Source organism: Paenibacillus sp. Y5S-9 (assembly GCF_036894235.1).
GTDB lineage: Bacteria > Bacillota > Bacilli > Paenibacillales > Paenibacillaceae > Paenibacillus.
On sequence record NZ_CP145887.1, the window covers coordinates 3,300,387 to 3,321,525 of the forward strand.

A 21,139-nucleotide genomic window follows, 5' to 3' on the forward strand; every position below is an offset into this window, starting at 1 on the left:
TGTTGATGATTTAGAGATCTTCATTAATACATGAATAAGAAAGGACTCCTCTGACAAAACAGAAGGAGTCCTTTTTTGGGTTAAACTAGACAAGGTAAAGAAACATAATAGCCAGTCTTCATCAATAGAGTGTAGTCGTTTCATCGGCTCTGCCTCTCAAGCGTTTAATATCTTCTCTGGGCGGATATCCGAACATACGAGAATATTCACGACTGAATTGGGAAGGACTCTCGTAACCTACCTGAAATGCTACATCTGCTGCATCGGTGGATTTGGATAATAACAAGCGGCGAGCTTCTTGCAGCCTCAGTTGTTTTTGAAACTGAATCGGGCTCATGGCAGTCACTTCTTTAAAGTGTCTGTGCAGCGAAGCAGTACTCATATTCGCCAAATCCGCCAGATCCTCGACCCGAAAATTTTTATCAGAGTGATTCATAATATATTCAATAACGTCTCTGATTCGATAGGTATGGCTGCCCTCCATGGTAGCTTGTTCCAGGGCAATCCCATGTGGGCCTTTCAGAACTTTATAGAGAATTTCCTTTTTGAACAAAGGAGCGAGTAGTGGAATATCTTCCGAATGATCTTCCAACAAACGGGCTAACCTGATGACTGCATCCAGCAGAGATGGCTCGGCTTGGCTGACAAACATCGCACGTCTCGTCGTTTTCCGCGGTTTTGCTGGGAAATCAGAATGGTTCAATACTTCCAGAATCTCACTGGATGTGAATTCAAGTTTCAGCGCCAGATAGGGAGCCTCAGACGAGGCTTGAATCACTTGTCCACTAACCGGCAAGTCAACGGTTGCCACGATATAACTTCCTGGACCATACCGGAAACGATCCTGTCCCAGCAGGACCTCTTTTTCACCCTGAACGATAATGCAAAAGGATGGTTCATTCACTCTAAATATAGGTTCAGTAACGACGGATTCGCGGATTAAAAATAATGAGGGGATAGCCGTAGGGTGCACCCCGTCCTTGTCAGACAAACGGTCAATGAGTGTGGCTAATTCGTTTTGTTGTTCGTGTATTTGATCAGACATACGTAGTTCTCCTTTTTCGACACAACATAATAAGTTACATTCTATCGTATATAGACCCTGGGCGGTAGAAAACGGATAGGAATAGGCAAACATTTGATGTGAATGGATAAGACATGCTGATTGTTGGTTACATATTCACAAGTACACAGGTCATGATATACAACAAGTACAGAAGATATACACTTACGGATCAGCTAATACATGATCAGATGAGAATGAAAAGAGGTATCTGCATCTTTTATTTACTGATCGTTCCCGATGTGTTAGATTGATTTTAGGAGGGAAGTCGAATGGCTAGAAGTAAAGAGTTTGAAGTGAACGAAGTGTTGGATAAAGCAATGAAGATCTTCTGGGAACAAGGTTACGAGAAAACGTCGATGAGTGACCTGGTTGAGCATATGGGAATTCATCGCAGAAGTATATATGATACATTTGACGACAAACATTCGCTGTTCTTGCAGGCAATGGATCGTTACAGCGGTAAGGTCAGCACCACATTACTTGCAGAAATCAAGGCATCCAAGACGGCAGTGGAAGCACTGCATAAAATTTTTGATGTTATGATCAGTGAAGCAGAAGAGACACCATCCGGTTGTTTGATCGTGAACTCGGCTGTGGAGCTAGGCACACGTGATCAGGAAGTGGACAACCGATCTCTTGAATCGTTTAACGAAGCTGAGCGAATGTTCGAGCAGATTATTCAATGGGGGCAGCGGGAGGGAGAATTCTCTTCTGATCATGATGCGAAGGAAGTGGCAGAGTACCTGCACAATATTTCTGTCGGTATCAGAGCCATGGCAAGAACCTCGACGGATAAAGAAAAACTAAACCGTATTATCAATGTAACGATGAAACTTTTGGAAAAATAATGAGTGGAGACATATCCAAAAAAGTAGCTTGAAATCCGTTAGAGGACTTCAAGCTACTTTTTTGTGCGCTAATTTTAGAAAATAGAAAGTATGAACCATTAATTGGTGATGGCATTTTCCATCGGTTTAATTTTATGAATCTCTTCGGTTCCAGCCTCCAAAGCTGTTTCGTAGTAGGAGCGTTTGTGCTCGATGACTTCCATGGTCTTTCTTAGTTCCTCCATTTGTGCTTCCACAATAGCTTTTCGCTCCGTAAACATGTCATATCTTTGCTTCAGCGAGGAGTCCCCTTCAGAGCACCATTCAATGAAGTCCTTAATGTCTTTAATAGGCATCCCGGTCAGCTTCAGACATTGGATGATCTTTAGAAAGTCAATGTCGGAGTCTTTGAACAAACGTGTTCCGCTCGTGGTACGTTCCACAAAAGGCATGAGTCCTTCCTTGTCGTAGTAACGCAATGTATATACCGTAAGGTCTAATTTTTTGGCAACTTCACCGATTGAATAGGTCATTTAGAATGAATTCCTTTCTACTAGGGGTAGACTTCGAGTTAACTCTAGGATTGATCCGAGTGAATTCTAACATGTTGGATTACTGGATGTCAAAGTACGTTGGAGATAAAAAAATAAGATAAACATTTGACCTAGAGTTAACTCGAGGGGGTAAGATTATTTTGAACTTTAAATTACGAGGAGGTTATACCATTGATTATAGCTAAAGCCAGAGCCGTTGACGGACCAGACCAACAATTCAGAAGTGCTGAAATTAAACGACGTGATCTGGATACCAATGATGTATTAATCGAGATTAAATATGCAGGTATTTGCCATTCTGACATCCATACTGCCCACGGTGAATGGGGACCTGTGAATTATCCACTCGTTCCTGGACACGAAATTGCCGGGATTGTAACGGATGTAGGAACCGGAGTATCCAAATACAAGGTCGGTGACCGAGTAGGGGTCGGATGTATGGTGGACTCTTGTGGTGAATGTGTTAACTGTCGCAAAGGTGAAGAACAATACTGTCTCAAAGGAAATATTCAAACTTACGCTGGAGTAGACAAATACGGTGAGCCTACGCAAGGTGGATATTCAACTCATATTGTTGTTGTAGAGGATTTCGTCGTTCGCATCCCTGATAACATTGCACTTGATGCTGCTGCACCTTTGCTGTGTGCCGGTATTACGACGTATTCACCACTTCATCACTGGGGAGCTGGCCCAGGTAAGAAGGTTGCCGTTGTAGGTATGGGTGGTCTTGGTCATATGGCTGTCAAAATTGCACATGCGATGGGTGCCGAAGTAACGGTTCTCTCCCAATCCTTAAGCAAAAAAGAAGATGGACTGCAATTTGGTGCAGATCACTACTTTGCCACAAGCGAACCGGAAACATTCGAGAAACTTGCAGGTACCTTCGATCTGATGATTAACACAGTAAGTGCTAATATTGATATTAACGCTTATTTCTCACTGCTCACGCTGGATGGTACACTTGTGAACGTAGGTGCTCCTGCAGAACCTTTAGCTGTTAACGTTTTTTCTCTTATCGGTCATCGCCGTTCATTCGCTGGTTCCATGATTGGTGGCATTCGTGAGACGCAGGAAATGCTCGATTTTTGTGCAGAACATGATATTGTACCTAATATTGAGGTCATCACCGCCGATCAGATTGACGAAGCATACAAACGTGTATTGGCTTCCGACGTGAAATATCGCTTTGTTATTGATAACAGCACAATCTAAGTGTGTAATATTGATAGTTAAAGATAGAAGAAAGCAGCTACCGCCAAGGTCAGCTGCTTTTTGCTTATCAGTTTGTTAATTGCTGATTCGTTCTACTACCCGCGCTCTTGTCGCAACGAACAGAAGATACCTGCGTCTAATAACTAGTTAGAAAAATATGAAGGAGTGGAATGAGAGAGATGGCAGCATCATTTTCACATCAGCCCGAAGGGTATGAATGTCCATTTTGTCGTATTTGGGGTATCGAGCGACCTGATCAGGGAACAAAGCAAAGGGATATCATCTATCAGAATGAAAAGGTAACGGCATTTATAGCAGGCAAATGGTGGCCAAACAATAAAGGACATGTTCTTATTATTCCGAATCAACATTTCGAGAACATCTTTGAACTCCCTGCGGATTACGCTGTTGAAATACACCGTGCGGCTCAGCTTACTGCATTTGCAATGAAAAGTACATATGGATGTGATGGGATTTCTACACGGCAACATAATGAACCTGCTGGTAATCAAGACGTGTGGCATTATCATCTGCATGTTTACCCTAGATACGTGAATGATCAACTGTATCTGTCAAATGGTTCTCCGTCCGATCCAGATGAACGGGCTCTCTATGCGGATAAGTTGCGATCTTGGATAAAAGAAAACATTTAAAGTCTAGCAGGCTGCTCATTTTTTGTTGAGTTATTGGCAGATAAGGGTTTGGAATTTGATATTCATGATAGAATGAGTTTGAATGGGGAAAATTAAATAGTATATTTCATAATATAGGGGGAACCAATGGAGACCTTTGCAGAATTTATAGCACGCATCGATAATCCGGAACACCAGGCACGAACAGAAGAAGTTTTGAACTGGGTCACTGAAAAATTCCCGAAATTAAAACAAAAAATAGCCTGGAACCAACCGATGTTTACCGACCATGATACCTTTATCATTGGTTTTAGTGTATCCAAGCAACACTTGGCTGTTGCTCCCGAGAAGGCAGGAATTAATCGTTTTTCGGAAGAGATCACTCAGGCGGGGTATGATCATACCAAAGAGTTGGTGCGGATGAAGTGGAAACAGGAGATTGATTATTCATTACTTGAGCGAATGATTGAGTTCAATATAGCGGATAAGGCAGAATGTTCAACTTTCTGGCGAAAATAAATCATGATAAAAAAAGAAGACCCCCAACTTCCGAGTACGGAAAGGGGGGGCTTCTACATTGTAAGCAAAAGCGATTATTGAGCACCTACAACAGGGTGAGGCACATAGGGCTCTTCAAGGAATGAGACGTCTTCTGAGGTCAACTTAACGGAAAGAGCACCTACCGCATCTTCCAGATGCGATATTTTGGTGGCACCAATAATTGGAGCCGCTACAGTGTCTTTTTGTAGCAACCACGCAAGTGCAATGTGTGTGCGAGGGACACCGTATTTTTCTGCAATGGATGCAACTCGTTCAACAACAAGCTGATCTGCATCGCTAGTCGCATTGTACTTGGATTTCTGAATTTTGTCTGTCTCGGATCGGAGTGTCGATACGGACCAGTCACGGGTTAACCTGCCTGAAGCAAGAGGACTGTAGGGAGTCACACCAATCTTTTCTTCCTTGCATAAAGGCAACATTTCACGTTCTTCTTCACGGTAGATGAGGTTCAAGTGGTTTTGCATGGAGACAAACTTGGTCCAACCATTTTTTTCTGCTACATGTAATGCTTTTTGGAACTGCCATGCAAACATGGCTGAAGCGCCAATATATCTCACTTTACCGGACTTCACCACATCATGTAAGGCTTCCATGGTTTCTTCAATAGGCGTATTGTAGTCCCAACGATGAATGATATACAGATCTACATAATCCGTTTCCAATCGTTTCAGGCTTTTATCAATCTCACTCAGGATGGCTTTTCTGGAAAGGCCAGAACCGTTGGGTCCTTTATGCATTTGTCCGTGTACTTTGGTAGCAATGACAACCTCATCCCGATTGGCATAGTCCTTTAATGCCCGACCAAGGTATTCCTCGCTTGTACCCAGAGAGTATACATTAGCTGTATCGAAGAAATTAATGCCTAGATCCAGTGCTTTTTTGATCACGGGGCGAGAATTTTCTTCATTCAGTACCCATTCATGAACCCATTTACTGGCGTCCCCAAATCCCATACATCCCAGACAAAATCGAGATACGTCCAAGCCTGTATTACCAAGTTTTGTATATTCCATATCATGTTCAAATCCTTTCTAATGTTTATTATTGCCACCTGTATGGTGACCTATTTACACATTATTATGTCATAACGAATGGAACAACCTGTACCACATTACTATCAAACTTTTGCCTAATCCTATCAAAATCCTGGAATCCGTTAGATAGAGGACACAAAAAAAGATGCCCCCAGAGTAGTGAAAGGGACATCTTTTTTTCAATATGAATTATTGTTCAACTCAGTCAGAACAGAAAAAAAGGATTGAACGTGAAAAAAAGCCATGATATAATCTATAGCGCAATTGACATTTATATTGAATGTAAAGGGTGAATCATTATTTCTCCTAATTTAATTTTACATCCGACATTCCGATTTGTCAATGCTCTTTTTTTGGTCCTAATAAATGGAAAAGGGAGTGGACTTATTCATGGATAAAACAAACGAATGGAAGTTGGAAGAGGACAGATTAGTGCAGGTGAGGAATAAACTTCAGGCACGACTCGACGAGCTAGAACCGAAGGTTGCCGGACTGCATGAACAGGCTGCCGAAATTCGTAAACGGTTCTGGGAAGAAGTGACGATCAATACGAGTTCGTACAGTGATTTTGAAGATGCATTCTATACCATTAATCAGCAGTCCAGAGTGTTGGCCGAGAGGGAGCGCGGGCACAAGCTGTTAACACAACAATGGAAAAATACAAAGAGACTGCTTCCAACGCCGTATTTTGGCCGTTTCGACTATAAGGAAAAAGGCATGACATTGACTGAACAGATCTACATCGGCGTATCATCCTTCATGGATGAAGATGGATTGAACTTTCTAATCTATGACTGGCGTACGCCAATTGCGAGTTTGTACTATGATCACTCTCCCGGGCCAGCAAGTTATGACACACCTTCAGGACGAATTGAAGGAAAGATGGAGCTCAAGCGTCAATTTCAGATTCAACATGGGCAGATTCATAGCATGTTTGATTCAACTGAGACGATTGGTGACGAATTGTTGCAGCAAGTGCTCGCCAAGGGTGCAGACTCACAAATGAAGAGCATTGTAGCAACGATCCAGAAGGAACAAAACGCCATTATTCGTGATGATCGAAGCCGAATGCTTATCGTTCAAGGGGCAGCTGGCAGTGGCAAGACGTCCGCTGCGTTACAGCGAGTGGCCTACTTACTATACAAACACCGCCAGACCGTCAAAGCAGATCAGATTGTACTTTTCTCCCCGAATCCGATGTTTACCAGTTATACTTCCACCGTGCTCCCGGAACTTGGCGAAGAAAATATGCAGCAGACGACTTTCCAGGAATATCTGAATTATTGGCTGGATTCCTCCTTACGACCAGAGGATGCCTTTGATCAGATTGAATATGTGCTGACAGCCCAAGAAGATCCGGGATATGAAGCTCGTCTGGAGGCGATTAAGTACAAAGCTTCCGAGACATTCCTGCAAGTGCTCCAAAACTACGGTAAGTGGCTGGGGCGGGAGGGCATGCGGTTCAACGGCATTCAATTTCGGGGACGTGAATTCATCACCTCAGATCGAATCAAGACCCAATTTTACAGTTTGGATCAAAATCTTACCTTGTCCAACCGTATACTTCTTTTGCAGGAATGGCTGCTGAGAGAACTTGTTTCGCTGGAACGTCTGGAACGGGAAGCAGACTGGGTTCTGGAGGAGTTGAATTATCTGGACACAGAAGAGTACGTGGAAGCTTTCCGCATGTTGCACAAAGAAAAGCCTGTGTTTGATGTGGCGGAAAAATACGCAGCACGAGATAACGGGAATAACAGTGCAGTGCAAGATGAGGGTGCCTTTAACTTTGCAGTGCAGGAAGAGGAGTTGCTTCGTCAGAAACTGGTGAAAGACATGTTTAAACCTTTAAGAAAGAGTGTGCGGAAATTCCAGTTCGTGGATGTGAAAGGCATATACGAACAACTATTTGTAGATGAAGCCGCTTATCGAGAACAAACGAATGGGGCAATCCCCCCACAGCACTGGCCTGAGATTTGTAAACAGACCAAGGCCATGATCCTTCAGAACAAGCTGTTCCATGAGGATGCTACTCCGTATTTATATGTAAAAGAGATGATCGAAGGCGTCCGGACGAACACAGAGATTCGTTATGTCTTTGTCGATGAAGGCCAGGATTATTCGGCGTTTCAATATGAATATCTTAAAAAGCTGTTTCCTCGTGCCCGCATGACGGTGCTGGGGGATTTCGGGCAAGCGATCTTTATGCAGGCTACGGATTTGGCAGCATTCAACTCGCCACTGGTTCACCTTTACGGAGAAGGCGAAACTACATTGATACGCCTTGTACGCAGTTATCGTTCAACCAAAGAGATTGTTGAATTCACGAGACAGATGTTACCTGGGGGAGAAGAGATAAGACCGTTTGAAAGGGGAGATCAGAAGCCTCTTTTAACAAAATTGAAGGACAAAAATCTGCGTGGTACACAGATTCTCGCAGACATCGCCGCGCTTAAGGCGGAGGGGTTTGATTCCATCGCTGTGATTACGAAAACCGCGGCTGAAAGTCGTGATGCCTATGAAAGGTTGCAAAGTCAAGGCGGCGAAGGGTTACAGCTCATAACAAAGGATACAGAGATTTTCGAAAAAGGGATCATGGTTATTCCTGTGTATCTCGCCAAAGGCGTTGAGTTCGATGCTGTCCTGATCTATGATGCTTCACCCGTCGCTTACAGCCAGGAATATGATCGCAAGCTTCTGTATACGGCCTGCACACGAGCCATGCACCGACTTCATCTATATACAGTGAGTGACTGGTCACCATTTGTGCAGGCGTTACCTGCGAATCTGTATGACATAAAATCATAATCCATATGTAAATCCGTTCTCAATGAAGGACCAAAGAAAGATGCTCGGAGCCTTATTTCAAAGGTTATCGGGCATCTTCTTTTTATAAAGACATGAATCATAAAAGTTATTCTTTACTGATCGTTCCCGATGTGATAAATTGTTATTGGGAGTTATGAGAATGATCATTCCCATAACAGCTCAAAAATAAATACATTCTCAATGAGAGGGAGTAATAATAAATGAATATTTCCAAACAAGTTGCTATTGTAAGTGGGGCTAATCGAGGGTTGGGCAAGGAACTTGCTCTTGAACTGTTGGCGAGGGGAACCAAAGTGTATGCTGGCGCACGAAACCCTGAATCAATTGATCTGCCGGGGGCAATTCCACTGCAACTCGATATTACGGATTCACAATCTGTCATGGCTGCAGCTGAGGTAGCCAGTGATGTAACCCTTCTAATCAATAATGCTGGTTCCGCTACTGGTGCTTCTCTGCTCACGGGTGAGCTGAACGATATTCACTTGGAATTCAATACACATGTATTCGGTACGCTCTCAATGATTCGTGCGTTTGCACCGGTGATAGAGAAGAATGGGGGCGGTTCGATATTGAATATCCTGTCCGCTCTATCTTGGCTCAGCCTTGGTAACTCAGGTGCATATTCAGCTGCAAAATCCGCTCAGTGGGGAATTACGAATGCATTACGTCTGGAATTAGCCCCTAAGAACGTTAGTGTTGCCGGATTGCACGTAGCGTTCATGGATACGGATATGACGGCAGGTATCGACGCACCAAAAACGAGCCCAACTGATATTGCCAAAATTGCAATAGATTCCATCGAAGCGGATCTCTACGAGATTATTGCTGATGATACCAGTCGGAATGTACAACAGGGTCTTGCTGGTGGTGTGGCTGCCCTTTACCCGCAATTGTTTCAAAAATAAAGAGGCGTAGATACATTTTCTTGTTATAAATAAAACAACCCCCACCAGATATGGTGGGGGTTAAGTACGTCATGAATCCTCCAATTCCATTCCCTCAAGAACGGTGAGGATATAAGGTTTAACCTTTAACTGCACCGGCAGTAAGGCCACTGACAATATATTTTTGCCCAAATAGATACAGGATGAATACAGGCAGTGAAGTAAGCACGAGATTGGCGAAGATCAGGTTCCAGTCCCGGCTATATTTGCCGTAGAAATTGTAGATCGATAGTGGCATCGTCCATGTGGAACTGTCTGTCAGGAAGTACACGGGAATCGTGATGTCGTTCCATAAGGACATGAACACCATGATCGCTACCGTTGCGTTAACGGGCAGGATGAGCGGTGTGACGATGCGGAAGAACACGCCGAACACACTTGCTCCTTCCAGAAATGCCACTTCGTCCAGCGCACGTGGAATGGTTTTGATGAATCCACTATACAAGAATACACTGAAGGCTGTATTTAACGCGGCGTAGATCAGGATGACACTTGTGATGCTGCCGTAGAACCCCAATCCCTGTACAACCCGTATGGTTGTAATAATCGACATTGGCGCAATCAGTCCCATGAAGAAATACATGTAGATCGTGCCGGATAATTTGGTTTCCCGACGTGCCAGAATGAATGCTGCTGCCGAAGAAGCAACGATATTAATGATGGAAGATACGCCAGTAATCAAAATGCTGTTGAAAAACGCTCGCGACAGACCGCCTTCCTGGAAGACACGAACATAGTTCGAGAACTGCCATGTTTCCGGAAAACTCAGGGAGAAGCTAAGCACTTCGGCGCTGGTTTTGAAAGAACCAAAGATCAGAATGACAAGCGGCAACAGAACGATAAGAGAGGCCAGAATCAGGAAACCTTCCACGATATAGTTGCGGATGGCGAGTTTGCGTGTATAGCCCATGTTATTCCGTAACCTCCTTACGCCGCATGAAGATCAATAGCGGTATAGCGATAATGGTAACGACCACGAACAGAAGGGTGTTGACCGCGGTACCAAGTCCCCAGTTGCCTTCGCCGAAAGATCGCAGAATGATCGTACCTACGACCTGGGAAGCGTTACCCGGGCCACCACCGGTCATGACATATACTTCGGAGAATACTTTGAGTCCACCGATCAATGTCAACATCAGGTTAATGTTAATCGCGGGCAGCAAGAGTGGTAGTGTGATTTTGAAAAAACTTCTCCACGAACTTGCGCCATCAATCTTGGCTGCCTCGTAATACTCTTGAGAAATGGACTGCAGGCCCGCCAGATAGATGGCCATCTGGAACCCGGCACTCTGCCAGATCGAGACGATGGCAATCGTCCAGATCACAATCGATGGGTTGGTGAGCCAAGCTTGGCTTAACGAATGTAACCCAACAGATTCCAACAAATTGTTGATTGTACCTTCGGTACGCAACATGGGAGTGAACAGAATGCTGATCACAAGGATGCTGAGAATGGAGGGGGAGTAGAAAATCGCACGCAGCAGGTTCTTTGTTCTTAATCGCATGTTAAGTCCTACGGCCAGCAATAGGCCGATGACATTTTTGCCAACAACGGTGACGATTGCAAATATCGCCGTGTTTTTCAGCGCCAGAATAAGCGTTTTGTCCGAGAAAATTTTCTGGAAATTATCCCATCCGATGAACTTCAGCTCCAGCCGATCCAGCCGCCAATCCGTGAATGAATAATAGAAAGCGGCGAGAGCAGGCACAACGAAAAAGATGGAGTAGATAATCAGTGCGGGAAATATCATATAATACGAGTACAGATTTTTAGTCCTTTTCATGTCTCACACTCCGTTATAACTAGGCAGCATAACGGTCGATCCTGTTATGCTGCCTTATATTTCACTCTTTAGAAACCTTCTACGCCTTTATCCTGCATCAGCTGACTGAACTTCTCATCCCAGGATTTCAGTACTTCTTCCGGTGACAATCCACCCGCGAATTGATCCTGCAACAATCGGTACAGTTCGCTGCGATCAACCAGCATGTATGCATCCGTTGTCAGCACGGTTTTCTTCGGCGTAATATAGTTGTCTACAATATCCTGCTTGTAAGCCGGCAATTCTGGTGTGGTGACGTCACTGAAATTGGATACATATCCTTTGGAATCGACGATCTGTTGTGCGACATCCTTGGAAGCGATATAGTCCAGGAACTGTTTGGCTTCATCCAGATGTTTGGATTTCTTCGGAATGAACAGTTGTCCGCCCAGTGGACTTGCGCCCAGACTGGCATTATCCAACGATGGAATCGGGAATACGCCCAGTTCCATATTTGGATCTTGCTCGGCAACGCCTTCAATTAACCAATCGCCCATAAACATCATGGCAACTTCCTTGTTCAGGAATTTACCTACGGCCATGTCATAGCTGTCACTAAGCACATCCGTGTTGGTATACCCTTTGGTGTAAATCTCGTATTGTTGTTCCAGGAATGTTTTGAATTCCGGGATATCAGACCATTTTTTCTTATTACTGTTCAGCTCATCAAAAAAAGTCGGGTCATTTTTTGCTACAAAATCGGCAAATGCTGCAGCAGGCCAGATGTTGGCAGCCCAGGCGTCTTTATAAGGCATGAATACAGGTGTAATGCCACTTGCTTTGATTTTTTCACAGATCGCCAGAAATTCTTCGTAGTTGGTTGGAATCGACAATCCGAGTTCTTCAAAGATTTGTTTGTTATAAACGACCCCTTGCATCCCTGTATCTTGACTGACATGGAAGCTGTAGAGATGACCACCAGAAGAGAGGACGTCTTTGTTCACAATTCTGCTCGCCCAAGGCTCGTTATCCAGAATCTCGAAGTTACGTTCAAGGTTCAGGTCTGTGACTGCGCTCGCCAGATTGTACTGAATAATGTCAGGCGTTTCATCTACAGCCAGTTTGGTTTGCAGTACCGTTGTTGTTTGTTCCGCTGGAATCAGCTGCAAATTGACACGAATGTTCGTTTGTTTTTCGAATGCATCAAGAATGTCCTGCTGGATGAAGGCAGAGTCCTGAGAACTTTTAGAGATGGCCAGCTCCAAAGTGACTTTGCCACTCTTGCTGTCCCCGCCAGCAGCTGTGCCGGAATCCGTACCTCCTGATCCACAAGCCGTTAACGAGACCGATAATAAACTGGCCAGAATAATGGAAATCGCCTTTTTTCTTTTTATTGTTTTCAATGCAAATCCCCCTCTAAAACGTTTAGTGAATCCGTTTACAAGTCCGATTATAGATTCTTTTCTCGCCCCGGTACATGTCTGTGCTTGAACGTTAATGTGTAAAATTCTGAACTTGAAATCGCTATCATTTCATGAAATACCGTGATAGAGTAGACATGAATGTAAGGGATTTTACATCATGTCAGAACAGGAGGGCACCTCTAAGAATGGCAAAGCTCATACATAAAGCAACTCAATTCAGTTTGCAGACAAAGGTGTTTTTGACGTTTCTGGCTCTGCTTTTGTTCGTGCTGGGCTGTTTTATCGTGTATGTGAATGTGATTGTTGTTCGCCCGCTCAAACTGAAAACGGAGCAGGATACACTCGTGACCGCTACAAAGGTAAGAGAGCAAGTTGATCTCTACGTAGAACAACAGAACCAGATGTCGCAGCGAATATTATCCAGCAAAAATATATTTGCAGCCATGGACAAGAGCTCCTCTGCGCATAGTAATTATGAAAGGCTGAAACAGATTCGGATCATCAAAGACATCATGTTTCAGGCCATCGGGCCGAGCATGAATATCAAGGACATGTCCATCTACGACAATCACGGGGTTCTCCTGACATCATATCTGGGTTCGGGCAATCCTCCCGCAATCCTGAACACCATGATGGAGAGTAGTCAGGTTGGACGAGATTGGACGGAAAGTGGTTTTGTTCTGCTGCGTCAAGACGATACGATCTCCTTTGTGCGCACGATCAATGATCAGAACGGCAAGGTGTACGGTTATCTTAGCATCCAGATGGAACAGGCCTATATACAGAACTTAACGGAGGGCATTACCGCTGGCGATGTCTATATTCTGAATGAACAAGGGGAGCAGATGACGGGCTCGGAAGCGGGTGTGACATTTGCCAATTGGACAAAGCCTTCATCAGACGAGGGACTGGATGTGGACAAAAACGACAATTATATCACGCATTCCACTTCACCAAGTACAGGTTGGATCACGTATATCATAACGCCCAAAAAATCTGTCCTGGGTTCGATCCATTCGGTTCAGACGATGTCCATTCTGCTGATTACAGCACTGATGCTGGTTTCGTTTGTGTATATCTTCCTATCCACACGTAACCTGCTGTTACCCATCCGCAAGCTGCGTGGTCAGATCTGGCGCATGAACTACAGCAATATGAATCTGAAAGTGGATGAAACGCCGAAGAATAATGATCTGTTATTGCTGAATGAAGCTTTTCAGGACCTGATGGAAAGACTGCAGCAATCCATTGACCGGGAAAAATCGGCGCTTCATGAGGAAGTAAAGGCTCGTAATTCGGCGCTGCAAGCCCAGATTGCTCCTCATTTTATTCATAACGTTCTATATCTGATCAGTATTGCTGCCCAAGAGGGGAAGACCAAAGTTGTATCGGATATGTGCAAACATCTTTCGGACAGTCTGCGTTATATTGTCTCTTCACCATACGCGCATGTGACTTTGGCTGAGGAGCTTCAACATACGAGACATTATCTGTCCCTTGTACAACAAAAGTACGAAGAGGATCTGGAGTGGGACATCCATGCAGACGAGCTGGCGAACGAAATCCGATTGCCGCGGTTGGTCATTCAGCCGTTTGTGGAAAACTGCATTGAACATGCCTTTGCCAACACCGCGCCGCCTTGGCGTATCCAGATTACCGTGAAGCAATATAACGGATTATGGGCTTTGGAGATCAAAGATAATGGAGAGGGCTTTCCACCGGATAAGATCCAGGAGATTTTATCCAATATTCAGGCATCGGATTCCGGAATGAACCAGACGGCCGATCGTGCCACAGCCCTTGGTAACATGGGGATTATCAATAGCGTCAATCGACTCAAACTAATGTATAACAACCGGCTCTTCATTAATATATTTAACAATCATGCGGAAGAGCAACATGGAGCAACAATTCAAATCATCGGCTCATTGACGAAGGATTTTTATTAGGGAGTGTCTGAAAACTCCGAAGGAAGCAGATTTTGCCGAATTTTCGTTCCAAGCCAGGAAGTTTTCCGCAGGCGTGCCGGGGCACGTCAAGGGAAAGTAACGCAGCAGGGGGCGAAAAGGCGGTAAAAGATGCACTTCAGCGAGTTTTGAGACACGACCGAACAAGGAGGGACAGACAATGTATAACGTTATGATCGTTGAAGATAGCAAACCCATATTACGTAATATAAAAATGCTCTTGGAAACGCTCAACTTCCCGATTCGTGTAGCGGCTACGGCAACAAATGGAGAGGAAGCCTTGGCAGCGTTAAAGCAGGAACCGATTGATCTGCTGTTGACCGATATACGAATGCCGAAAATGGACGGACTGTCCCTGATTGAGCAAGCCAAGCTTGCCAACCCGGATCTGAAGGTCATTCTAATTAGTGGGTACAGCGATTTTGAATACACAAGAAAAGCATTGAACCTGCAAGTGTTTGACTATTTGTTAAAACCTGTCGAGCGAGAGGCGCTTGAAGAAGTCATGGGTCGGGTAATTGACCAACTTGATCAACAGATGTCCAAGGAACTGCTGGATTTGCAGGAAATCATACATCCTCAATGTGAGACTACGCCGAAACAGGGGGAGGAGTTTCCGCCTTTATTCAGCCAGATGTTGATCATTATGAGCAAACAGCCTTTTACCACAGGGCATGAACGATGGGTACAGGTGGATCTTGAGGGTATAGTGCAGGATTTTTTTACATTTCATGCTTGTCGTGTGTACACCAGTCAAACCCCATATCAATTTGTTGCTTTTGTTAACAAGAGTGCACTTGAGGTGTACTCTTCCGTACATGAATGTCTTGAATCGTTGCGACGGCATTTGGTTGGGCATGACATCGATGCGATCATTGGAGGACAACTTCTATTCGCTGAGTCTGGTAATCTGCCGGAGCTCTATCACCGCATGTCGTCCATTTTGTCTGAGCAGCAACGGTTGAAACAAGGATTAGCGCTGGATACCGGGAATCCGGTGTCGATGGCCAGATCTGAGACAGGCTGTCTGGATCCCGTGCAGGAATCTGCTTTTGTACAGATGATACAGGCTCGGCAGAAAGAACGGTTTGCTCTTAAGTTATCTGAATTGCTGAATCGATGGGCAGAGGAAAATGTACATATGACCGAGGTGGAGCGGTTTATCGGATTGATTGTAGACACGTTTGCTCATCTGTACGAGGAACAGGGGTCGGGCATGAGATTGGGTCTGGAGCTTCGGTCAAGACAATTCGCCCATGCACAGTCCTATTCCGATTTTTGTCGGGAACTGACGGAATGGACGGGACAGTGCTTTGATATGCTGCAATCCCACGTTCGAAAAAGTAAAGCGATCCTGTTCGAACAGATTGACGATTACGTAAAACTAAATAAATACTCTCCATTGTCTATCAACGACATTGCCATGAAGTTTCACGTTAGCCCGTCGTATGTCAGCAGAGTGATCAAAAATGCAACACAAATTACGTTTGTTCAGTATTATAGCCAGCTTCGCATTCAGGAAGCCTGCAGACTGATGGAAAGTCAACCGGACATGAAGTTTAAGGAAGTTTCCGATTTGCTGTCGTTTAGCGATCAGCACTATTTCTCGAAGGTGTTCAAAGAGTATACGGGACTAAGTCCTACCGATTATAAACAACAGATGTCTGGTATAAAGACCCAATCATAGTTAACAAACCCTTTTTATTTATGTTATAATACTAAACAAATACGGCTTGTTACTGAATTCATTCAGGCAATACCTATGTATATTTACGCTCAAAGTCTCTTTGGGTGTGCATATATATGGGTTTTTTTGCGTTTACTTGCCGATTGATTCTACCAAATATGGATAAAGAGAGGAAGATTCACTTTGGAAAAGAAAAAGAAAAAAAGGTCATTTTATAGGAAAGGAGGAGCCAGTTTACGATTAATGAGTACTAGACTCATTGCAGCTTTCCTTGCGGTGCTTATTATTCCCACTGCACTTATCGGTTATTTCTCGTATCATAGTGCCAAAGATCAAGTGCAACAAAAAATGACAGAGCCCATCAATACCATATTAACGATGGCAGGACAGCATATTAACAATCTGGTGGGGGAAAAAGCAGCATTATTGAGTTACATAGACAGTATGTATGGCTCCACTCCCAGTCAGGCGAACAACGAAACAGTACAAGTAGGAATCGACGAATTAGCTGATACATATCCTGATCTTCTTGCCATCACTGTGGGCAGCGACCAAGGTGGTGTTATATCATCTCCAGCAATAGAGGATACAACATATGATCCACGCAGCACAACATGGTACACCAATGGTATGAGTAACAATGGATCACTCTTTTTTTCGAGTATTATGACAGATCCGGTATCCGGTAAGATTTATGTAGAAATTTCAAAGGCTCTTTCAAATCAACAAGGTGTAGCAAGTATTAAACTTGATCTGGAGCGATTAGCAAAAGAAATATCTTATGTGGATGTCGGAGGTAATGGGAGCCTGATTGTGGTTGACTCCAATCGAACCATCGCAGCTTGGTCTGGTGCCATTGTAAAAGGTGGCGGAGGAGAACTCGGCGGAGCGCTCATCGAGGGAATTCCAGTTCATCCAAATACGGCTTCAAGTTCCGATGAGCCGATGGCATTTTCTCAATTTGTCAGAACAGATCTGGCGTATGATCTAGAGGTTTATAACGGGGTTAATGCTTTGACGGGGTGGAATGTCATTGCATTGATGGGCCATGAAGACTTTATCGCCGCAGCGAAACCCATCATGGTATCGAGTCTAACTGTCATTGCTGTATCTGTATTAATTGCTGGCGTAATTATTTTCTTCATTCTGAGATCTTTTATTGTACCTATGCAAAAACTGAGAAAGGCAACCCGCAGCGTAAGCGAAGGGAATCTGTCCGAACGTGTTAATCTTAAAACCGAGAACGAATTCGGTATATTGGCAAATGATTTTGACCAAATGACCAGTTCCCTTCAATCGGTGGTTGCTGAACTTCATCAGACGTCATCGTTGTTAAGCCACTCTTCCCAAATGATTCAGGAAAGTACAGAACAAACCACCCAATCGGTTCAACATGTGGCTGAAACCATGCAGCAGACTGCGGAATCAGCTATCGTTGGGGCAGAAAATTCGGAACAAACCGCAAATGCCGTAGAAGAGATGGCGAGAGGCATCAGTACAATTGCAGAATCTGCGAGTGCCATCGTTGATTCGGCTGAAGAGACGGAGCGCGCTGTTGCTAATGGTGGGAAAACCATAAACCAGGTCGGAGAACAAATGGAACATATTCTCGGAGCTGTTGAAGAAACCTCGGCATTGATTAATGAGCTGTCCAGTCTGTCCGCCGAAGCTAATCGAATGAATGAAGCGATTGCGGATATCTCTCGGCAAACCAACCTTCTATCACTGAATGCCTCTATTGAAGCTTCAAGAGCAGGAGAACACGGTAAAGGTTTTGCTGTCGTTGCTGGTGAGGTGCGCACGTTATCGATGCAATCCAAACAGAGTGCGGACGACATTGGCGCTACCATTGGCAAAATGCTCGATCTGATTGCCAAATCCACATCTCTTATGAATGATAAAGTTCGCAATCAAGTTGGTGAGGGCATGCGGATCAGCCAAGAAGCTTCCGCAACCATATCCAACATTGAACAATATACAACGCATATCGTGGATCAAATTCAGGATATTTCCGCTGTCTCCGAACAGTTGTCAGCCAGCACGGAAGAAGTCTCGGCTACAGTTGCCGCGATGAGTCATATCTCTAAAGTGTCGGCAGATAGCGCTCAGACAACTTCAGCAGCAGCCCAAGAGCAAATGGCGGCAATGGAGGAGATATCTGCATCCTCTGCACAGCTATCCAAAACAGCTGAGAACATGCAAGAGTTGGTTCGCCGATTTAAGCTCTAGAGTAGAAGTAAGTAAATGTGTAAAGAGATATGTAAGAGATGTGCAAGGCCTAGAGGCGCTCCCCAAATGGAGCGCCTTTCTGCGCTTAGAGAGATTAGTAAGAATGTGATGCCTCATCCCCGAACATATCCTTTTGATTCTTTTTTCGGAAACTTCGTGGTGATTCACCAACCGTTTTGGTAAATAAAATTGTAAAGTAATTGGGGTTATCGTAACCGACCAGTTTGGCGATTTCCCATATTTTTTTGTTGGTTGAGACTAATAATCGGGTAGCTTCCCCCATTCTTCGTTGAATCAGATAATGATAGGGAGAAGTGCCATAGTGATTTTTATACATATGAATTAAGTAATAAAAATCGATATGAAATTGATCTGCCAATTCTTTGAGTTTAATGTTTTGCCGATAGTGGGTATCCAAATAGTCTTTAATGCTCTCAGCAAGGTTGTTACTCCCAATAGTCTCCCCACTAGGAAGCTGTTGACGGGACTGACGATCAATGATGAGAAGTATGGCTTTCAGGACATGCCCAGAGATAGATTCATAACCATGTTCCCGGATTGAAAATTCATTGAAGAGAGTCTGCATTAACGAATGGAGCTCATCGGAATAACGGTTTGCTCGAATGATCGGTTTGTTAGAGGGAGGGATGACCCAATCCTCAAGGGTCTGGGTGTCTTCTGTAAAACGAAAGCCGCAATAAAAGGTGGATAACGGGAATTCAGGATTGGACTTCTCCTCATGAAGAGTCCCCTTGTTATATATGAGCATGTCACCTTTTTGAGCCCAGTGTTTGGTACCGTCAATGGTGAACAATCCTTTGCCTTCAGTTACGTAGATAATCTCATGCAGATCGTCATGTTTATGCGTCGGAAAACTCCAATGGGGGTTGTCGACCAGTTTCCCTACATAAATAATGGTGTAATCTCGGTTTGCATGCAGTTGGCCGGATTCGTGGTGTGTATTCATCTATGTCTTCCCTTCAGAATCTGTATTGAAAGTCTGTGTTGAAATGACAACATATATAATGTTTTGCAATAAACCACAACAACCTTGATTGTCGCCATGGTATATCTGACAGTACAATTTCACTATCCAAAATGTACTATATATCGAAAGTGAAAGGATGGGAAAGTAGAAAATACATGAACTAATGATCGTAGACAGAATTGAAGCGCTTGCAACAATAGAAAGGATTAGTGAGTATTGATTTATGACTAGAAATAGAGAGAACCTACTTATTTTAACGCTTACGCTCGTTAGTTTTGTACTGGGAACAACCGAGTATGTCATCGTGGGTGTGTTGAAGGAAATTGAAAGTTACATGAAAGTATCACTTGCTGCCGCGGGTATGCTTGTCTCCGGTTTTGCGATTGCATACGCAGTGGGTACACCATTTGCCGTGGCCTTCTTGGCCAAAATATCCAGAAGAAGTTCCATATTGATTGGATTTGCAATCGTGTTAGCATTAAATCTATTGACCGTGTTCTCAACAACGTTCTCTTCTCTGATGGCCATTCGCATCGTTTCGGCCGTTGCTTGTGGACTTACGATATCACTTTCGATCTCAATCGTAAGTGACGCAGTGAACCGGGAGCGAAGAGGGGAAGCTATCGCCTGGATTTTGGGCGGATTTTCAATCGCTAATGTGTTAGGTGTTCCGCTCGGTACATTTATCGGACAACATCTGAGCTGGTCCATGACGTTTGTTGTTACGGCGTGTATAGGTGTTGTACCGTTGCTGTTCATGTTCCGTATTCTGCCACGCCAAACAACTACGATTGTCGGTTCGTTCAGTGATCAGATGTCTCTCTTTGTGAAGCCGCGCATATTGCTTGCCTGTCTGATCCCTGTACTGGGAAACAGTTGTATTTTCGTGATTTTTACATACATTACACCACTCCTAAGTGAGACAATGGGTGTGCCTGTACAATGGATAAGTGCCATACTTCTGATCTATGGTGCCTGCAGCATCCTGAGTAACTGGATTGGTGCCAAAATAGCGAAGGGTGACTTCCTGCCCAAGCTCAAGCGGCTTTTTGTTATTCAAGCCATCCTCTTCCTAGGAATGAGTTTTACCGTTTCTAATGTGTGGATGGGCTTGGCATTCCTGTTCCTGATTGGATGTCTGTCATCCTCCATGAGCGCGGCATCCCAGCTATATTTGTTTGATGTGTCAGGATCGATCGCGCCGGGTTCCAAAGCATTTGCATCTACACTCCTGCCTGTGGCAGCCAATGTGGGTATAGCGTTAGGCTCCGGCGTCGGGGGAATTGCCGTCAATTTGGGTGGTGTCCAGTGGGTGCCTCCAGTTGCTGTGATGCTTGCCTTGCTGGCTTTTGTCGTTACCCTGATATGCCAGCGTTCCATCCAAGTAAATTCAGACGAAACAACCACTGTAAAAGCAGCCTAGAT

Annotated in this window: 17 protein-coding genes; 10 read left to right on the plus strand and 7 right to left on the minus strand. The window is 44.3% G+C overall.

Annotation, left to right across the window (positions count from 1 at the left end):
* Positions 1-121: 121 nt before the first annotated feature.
* A complete protein-coding gene (locus V6669_RS14705) occupies positions 122-1,045 on the minus strand; it encodes an AraC family transcriptional regulator (RefSeq protein WP_338594640.1) in 924 nt (307 codons plus the stop codon).
* A gap of 290 nt (positions 1,046-1,335) precedes the next feature.
* Between V6669_RS14705 and V6669_RS14710 the strand changes: the two genes are divergently transcribed.
* Positions 1,336-1,914, plus strand: coding sequence for a TetR/AcrR family transcriptional regulator (locus tag V6669_RS14710; protein ID WP_338594642.1), 579 nt, complete (start codon positions 1,336-1,338; stop codon positions 1,912-1,914).
* A 98-nt stretch (positions 1,915-2,012) separates the two neighbouring features.
* Here the strand turns inward: V6669_RS14710 and V6669_RS14715 are convergent, their stop codons facing one another.
* A complete protein-coding gene (locus V6669_RS14715; protein ID WP_338594643.1) occupies positions 2,013-2,426 on the minus strand; it encodes a MerR family transcriptional regulator in 414 nt (137 codons plus the stop codon).
* A 192-nt stretch (positions 2,427-2,618) separates the two neighbouring features.
* Here V6669_RS14715 and V6669_RS14720 point away from each other — a divergent pair, with 192 nt between their 5' ends.
* From V6669_RS14720 to V6669_RS14730, 3 genes are all read left to right on the plus strand, one after another.
* A complete protein-coding gene (locus V6669_RS14720) occupies positions 2,619-3,659 on the plus strand; it encodes an NAD(P)-dependent alcohol dehydrogenase (protein ID WP_338594644.1) in 1,041 nt (346 codons plus the stop codon).
* 179 nt (positions 3,660-3,838) lie between these two features.
* On the plus strand, positions 3,839-4,312 hold the full coding sequence (locus tag V6669_RS14725; RefSeq protein ID WP_338594646.1) for an HIT family protein: 474 nt from the start codon (positions 3,839-3,841) through the stop codon (positions 4,310-4,312).
* A 126-nt stretch (positions 4,313-4,438) separates the two neighbouring features.
* On the plus strand, positions 4,439-4,810 hold the full coding sequence (locus V6669_RS14730) for an iron chaperone (RefSeq protein ID WP_338594647.1): 372 nt from the start codon (positions 4,439-4,441) through the stop codon (positions 4,808-4,810).
* Between the two features lie 74 nt (positions 4,811-4,884).
* Here the strand turns inward: V6669_RS14730 and V6669_RS14735 are convergent, their stop codons facing one another.
* The gene (locus tag V6669_RS14735; RefSeq protein WP_338594648.1) at positions 4,885-5,865 is read right to left on the minus strand and encodes an aldo/keto reductase; all 981 of its coding nucleotides are present in this window, start codon (positions 5,863-5,865) and stop codon (positions 4,885-4,887) included.
* A 411-nt stretch (positions 5,866-6,276) separates the two neighbouring features.
* Here V6669_RS14735 and helD point away from each other — a divergent pair, with 411 nt between their 5' ends.
* Together helD and V6669_RS14745 are read left to right on the plus strand one after the other, a co-directional pair.
* Positions 6,277-8,691 (plus strand): RNA polymerase recycling motor HelD, encoded by a 2,415-nt coding sequence (gene helD / locus V6669_RS14740; protein WP_338594649.1) that lies wholly within the window; start codon positions 6,277-6,279, stop codon positions 8,689-8,691.
* A 221-nt stretch (positions 8,692-8,912) separates the two neighbouring features.
* Positions 8,913-9,617 (plus strand): SDR family oxidoreductase, encoded by a 705-nt coding sequence (locus tag V6669_RS14745; protein WP_036670878.1) that lies wholly within the window; start codon positions 8,913-8,915, stop codon positions 9,615-9,617.
* 118 nt (positions 9,618-9,735) lie between these two features.
* Here the strand turns inward: V6669_RS14745 and V6669_RS14750 are convergent, their stop codons facing one another.
* The 3 genes from V6669_RS14750 to V6669_RS14760 all read right to left on the minus strand — a co-directional run bounded on the left by V6669_RS14750 (position 9,736) and on the right by V6669_RS14760 (position 12,822).
* Positions 9,736-10,566: a carbohydrate ABC transporter permease gene (locus V6669_RS14750; RefSeq protein WP_338594650.1), complete on the minus strand. Its 831-nt coding sequence runs from the start codon at positions 10,564-10,566 to the stop codon at positions 9,736-9,738.
* A gap of 1 nt (position 10,567) precedes the next feature.
* Positions 10,568-11,440, minus strand: a complete 873-nt coding sequence (locus V6669_RS14755) for a sugar ABC transporter permease (RefSeq protein WP_036670879.1) — start codon at positions 11,438-11,440, stop codon at positions 10,568-10,570.
* A 68-nt stretch (positions 11,441-11,508) separates the two neighbouring features.
* Positions 11,509-12,822 carry an ABC transporter substrate-binding protein gene (locus V6669_RS14760; protein WP_338594651.1) on the minus strand — a complete coding sequence of 438 codons (1,314 nt, stop codon included), beginning with the start codon at positions 12,820-12,822 and terminating at the stop codon, positions 11,509-11,511.
* 206 nt (positions 12,823-13,028) lie between these two features.
* On the opposite strand from V6669_RS14760, the gene V6669_RS14765 reads away from it, so the two are divergent.
* From V6669_RS14765 to V6669_RS14775, 3 genes are all read left to right on the plus strand, one after another.
* A complete protein-coding gene (locus tag V6669_RS14765; protein WP_338594652.1) occupies positions 13,029-14,792 on the plus strand; it encodes a histidine kinase in 1,764 nt (587 codons plus the stop codon).
* 178 nt (positions 14,793-14,970) lie between these two features.
* Complete coding sequence (locus tag V6669_RS14770) at positions 14,971-16,497, plus strand: response regulator (protein ID WP_338594654.1); 1,527 nt, start codon at positions 14,971-14,973, stop codon at positions 16,495-16,497.
* A 243-nt stretch (positions 16,498-16,740) separates the two neighbouring features.
* The gene (locus V6669_RS14775; RefSeq protein WP_338594655.1) at positions 16,741-18,726 is read left to right on the plus strand and encodes a methyl-accepting chemotaxis protein; all 1,986 of its coding nucleotides are present in this window, start codon (positions 16,741-16,743) and stop codon (positions 18,724-18,726) included.
* A gap of 94 nt (positions 18,727-18,820) precedes the next feature.
* Here the strand turns inward: V6669_RS14775 and V6669_RS14780 are convergent, their stop codons facing one another.
* Positions 18,821-19,693 (minus strand): AraC family transcriptional regulator, encoded by an 873-nt coding sequence (locus V6669_RS14780; protein WP_338594656.1) that lies wholly within the window; start codon positions 19,691-19,693, stop codon positions 18,821-18,823.
* Between the two features lie 244 nt (positions 19,694-19,937).
* Between V6669_RS14780 and V6669_RS14785 the strand changes: the two genes are divergently transcribed.
* A complete protein-coding gene (locus V6669_RS14785) occupies positions 19,938-21,137 on the plus strand; it encodes an MFS transporter (RefSeq protein WP_338594657.1) in 1,200 nt (399 codons plus the stop codon).
* The last annotated feature ends 2 nt before the right edge of the window (positions 21,138-21,139 follow it).

What these genes read in the sequence shown, in the direction of transcription:
- V6669_RS14705 (WP_338594640.1), bottom strand. Translation starts at nt 1,045, where the DNA reads ATGTCTGATCAAATACACGAACAACAAAACGAATTAGCCACACTCATT.
- V6669_RS14710 (WP_338594642.1), top strand. Translation starts at nt 1,336, where the DNA reads ATGGCTAGAAGTAAAGAGTTTGAAGTGAACGAAGTGTTGGATAAAGCA.
- V6669_RS14715 (WP_338594643.1), bottom strand. Translation starts at nt 2,426, where the DNA reads ATGACCTATTCAATCGGTGAAGTTGCCAAAAAATTAGACCTTACGGTA.
- V6669_RS14725 (WP_338594646.1), top strand. Translation starts at nt 3,839, where the DNA reads ATGGCAGCATCATTTTCACATCAGCCCGAAGGGTATGAATGTCCATTT.
- V6669_RS14730 (WP_338594647.1), top strand. Translation starts at nt 4,439, where the DNA reads ATGGAGACCTTTGCAGAATTTATAGCACGCATCGATAATCCGGAACAC.
- V6669_RS14735 (WP_338594648.1), bottom strand. Translation starts at nt 5,865, where the DNA reads ATGGAATATACAAAACTTGGTAATACAGGCTTGGACGTATCTCGATTT.
- helD (WP_338594649.1), top strand. Translation starts at nt 6,277, where the DNA reads ATGGATAAAACAAACGAATGGAAGTTGGAAGAGGACAGATTAGTGCAG.
- V6669_RS14745 (WP_036670878.1), top strand. Translation starts at nt 8,913, where the DNA reads ATGAATATTTCCAAACAAGTTGCTATTGTAAGTGGGGCTAATCGAGGG.
- V6669_RS14750 (WP_338594650.1), bottom strand. Translation starts at nt 10,566, where the DNA reads ATGGGCTATACACGCAAACTCGCCATCCGCAACTATATCGTGGAAGGT.
- V6669_RS14755 (WP_036670879.1), bottom strand. Translation starts at nt 11,440, where the DNA reads ATGAAAAGGACTAAAAATCTGTACTCGTATTATATGATATTTCCCGCA.
- V6669_RS14765 (WP_338594652.1), top strand. Translation starts at nt 13,029, where the DNA reads ATGGCAAAGCTCATACATAAAGCAACTCAATTCAGTTTGCAGACAAAG.
- V6669_RS14770 (WP_338594654.1), top strand. Translation starts at nt 14,971, where the DNA reads ATGTATAACGTTATGATCGTTGAAGATAGCAAACCCATATTACGTAAT.
- V6669_RS14775 (WP_338594655.1), top strand. Translation starts at nt 16,741, where the DNA reads ATGAGTACTAGACTCATTGCAGCTTTCCTTGCGGTGCTTATTATTCCC.
- V6669_RS14780 (WP_338594656.1), bottom strand. Translation starts at nt 19,693, where the DNA reads ATGAATACACACCACGAATCCGGCCAACTGCATGCAAACCGAGATTAC.
- V6669_RS14785 (WP_338594657.1), top strand. Translation starts at nt 19,938, where the DNA reads ATGACTAGAAATAGAGAGAACCTACTTATTTTAACGCTTACGCTCGTT.